This window comes from Endozoicomonas sp. ONNA2 (assembly GCF_024606365.1).
GTDB lineage: Bacteria > Pseudomonadota > Gammaproteobacteria > Pseudomonadales > Endozoicomonadaceae > Endozoicomonas.
In genome coordinates, this window is the sequence record NZ_JAHHPO010000463.1 from 1 (window position 1) to 2,464 (window position 2,464).

Genomic DNA, 2,464 nt, shown 5'->3' on the forward strand with positions numbered 1-2,464 from the left:
GCTCTAGCTCCTGCATCCATGCAGTCGTGCGGTGGCAGCAAATTGGTCTAAAAAGCTTTCCCAAGCTCAGCAATTCGCAATTCGCCCTGTCGCTCACACTGGGTGGTAATATAGAGTCGTTTCATACCAAAGCTGAGGAGGTTCACTCAACAAATGAGCGGATATCAGCCCAGCCTCTCATCCCTACCGGTGCAGGTGCCATGTTTGGGTAATCCCGGGCATTCCACTCGCCCATCGTGCCGGGAAGGCTCTGCATTCCAAAAAAGGGGGTGGGTTTCCAGGCTCTTCCATCAGCAGCATTACGGAATAAGCTTAATGTATCCGGTGCCTGAAAATTGTGTTGCCAGAGACGTCCAGCATCTCTGGCAAACAGCCTGATGCCAGCAAACGACGCCTGCATACAGAACCCTGCTCGTTTTGTTTCATATGGGTAGTGGTGATACAGGCTGGTATTTTTTTCATCATCAAAGACTTGCAGCAATGCCGAACCATCAGGCTCAAACGCAATGCTTGTCAGGGTTTCATCAGATAATCCGCAGGTTTTGAGCTTATCCAGGGCATGGGGCAGACGATAGATGCCCCGGGGTTTGAGCGGTGCGCTTTCAAGGCCCAGCTTATCCTTGAGGTTTCGAAAAAAATCCAGTTGTGGCTGTTCGCGGACAAAATCATGCCAGTCTTCTGTGGCGCCATGTTGTTGTTTCCGAAACTTGAAACGGCGATACCCTTGCGTCAGGGTGGTGCGCCAGATAGTTGATCACAGGCTGAAGTAACTGTGTGGGCAAGGGTTTGTGTTTCAGTTCATGTTTGAATGAATACTTTTCAGAGCGCAACCTGACTGCCTTGATGGTAGATGGCTGCAGGGCTTTGAATAGTTGAAGAAACTCAAAAAACCAGTTGAGATTCAACGGGAAATTTCCGTCTGAATGAATCTGCATGCAATCAATGAGATGATCAGAAGCGGTTAGCTTGATCAGAGCGCTGCGGTGGGCTTTGACCAGTTGGCTGTCATCCAGTTTTTTCAGTTCTTCCAGGATCAGTTTTTCATGTCTTTGTACATTAACTTCCAACATACAAAGCTGTAATGTAAAAAACTCTGAATGCAGTGCAGTGGTGCTTGTCTTGCAGAGATTCTGTGGCACTTGAGGTTTGTCATGCCTGATGCCCGGCGATGCAAAAATAGCAGCTATCAGATAGGGTGCAGAAATATCGGAAAATCGCAGGGACGGATTTAATTTTGTCAGGGGATGGGCACGTTTCGCTAGTTCAGACATAAGCTCCCGGGCAGCCTCCTGTAGCTTCCTGCGGGGCAGGTATTTTGCATAGAAACTGTCCACTTGGCCAGAAATTCTCAATTCCATATGCCGGTTACTTATCCTTCAATTGTTTAAAGTTTAACAAATAAATTACTTGTTTGGCACAGCCCTGGTATACAAATAAAACTCTTGTCCTTGCGCTTCAGCCAGTGCGAATAGTATCTGAATACAGGAATGGGTATTTTGAGCTTTAAACGGTATTGAAGCACTTGGATCATAAACAATAAGCTCTGATTCAGACATTTTAAGCGCAACACATATATGTGGAATCGCTTCTGTATTTTCTTCTTTGGGAGTCATAATGCAAAGAAGTGCCTGCTTATTTTTTAAGATTTCTACTGGAGGAGCTTTAGCCAATGGTAAACCATATTCAGGCTTATCAGATCTTGCTATATACTCTTCATCACACTCCCATCCTGTTGAGCGTAGGTGGTTTTTAATCCCTTCGTAACGATTTATATTATCCTTATATATTTCTCTATGGGCCGCATTTAAACGAGAACGGTCAGGGTTAGGAAATTCCTGCGGATCGTTTAGCCAAACTACACACTGAGCAGCACAAATTTTCGCTCCCTCTGAAATTCCTGCTTCTTTAAATGCTGAAGCTTCCATTTTCTTGTTAAGTTCAACCATCAATGATGGATCTATTTTTGTCGTTCCCATTAAATAGAATAAGGCTGGCATTTGGGAGATGGTGTATCTTAAAAGCGACTGACCAAAGGAACAGGGAGAGTATTGATTCAGGGTTGTGGCGGCTGCGAAACCTACAAGACTAAGACTTGTTGCTTTCAGAGATCTGCTGGACCAGTTTGATTTATTAGCTGAATCATTAGCTGAATCAGGTGATGGTCCAATATTGGTTGGTGCTTGTGAAATTTCATTCGTTGGCGTTGGTAAATTCGTAGATGCATCAGGGCTCATTTTTTAAACGTTCCTTAAAATATGTTTAAACAGTAGTTAACTATTTGCTATCACACAAATCAATAATCGATTAGTCAGTTTCATAACACACTGCTTGTTTCAATCATCTTGAGTTATGACTCATTTCCTTAATTAAAGTTCCAACCATTTTAACTTTCTCAGTGGACAGCCTCCCGGGAGGCTGTCCGAGAATAGACTGCCCTGCTGCGGTTGCGATAAATTGGTCTAAA

General features: G+C 44.2%; 3 protein-coding genes. All 3 read right to left on the reverse strand.

The window, feature by feature from the left end; all coding sequences use genetic code 11:
* Positions 1-142 precede the first annotated feature (142 nt).
* The gene (locus KDK14_RS08380; RefSeq protein ID WP_257264640.1) at positions 143-400 is read right to left on the reverse strand and encodes a hypothetical protein; all 258 of its coding nucleotides are present in this window, start codon (positions 398-400) and stop codon (positions 143-145) included.
* Positions 401-665: 265 nt separating this feature from the next.
* Positions 666-1,358: a hypothetical protein gene (locus tag KDK14_RS08385; protein ID WP_257264641.1), complete on the reverse strand. Its 693-nt coding sequence runs from the start codon at positions 1,356-1,358 to the stop codon at positions 666-668.
* Positions 1,359-1,403: 45 nt separating this feature from the next.
* Positions 1,404-2,234, reverse strand: a complete 831-nt coding sequence (locus KDK14_RS08390) for a hypothetical protein (protein WP_257264642.1) — start codon at positions 2,232-2,234, stop codon at positions 1,404-1,406.
* Positions 2,235-2,464 lie beyond the last annotated feature (230 nt).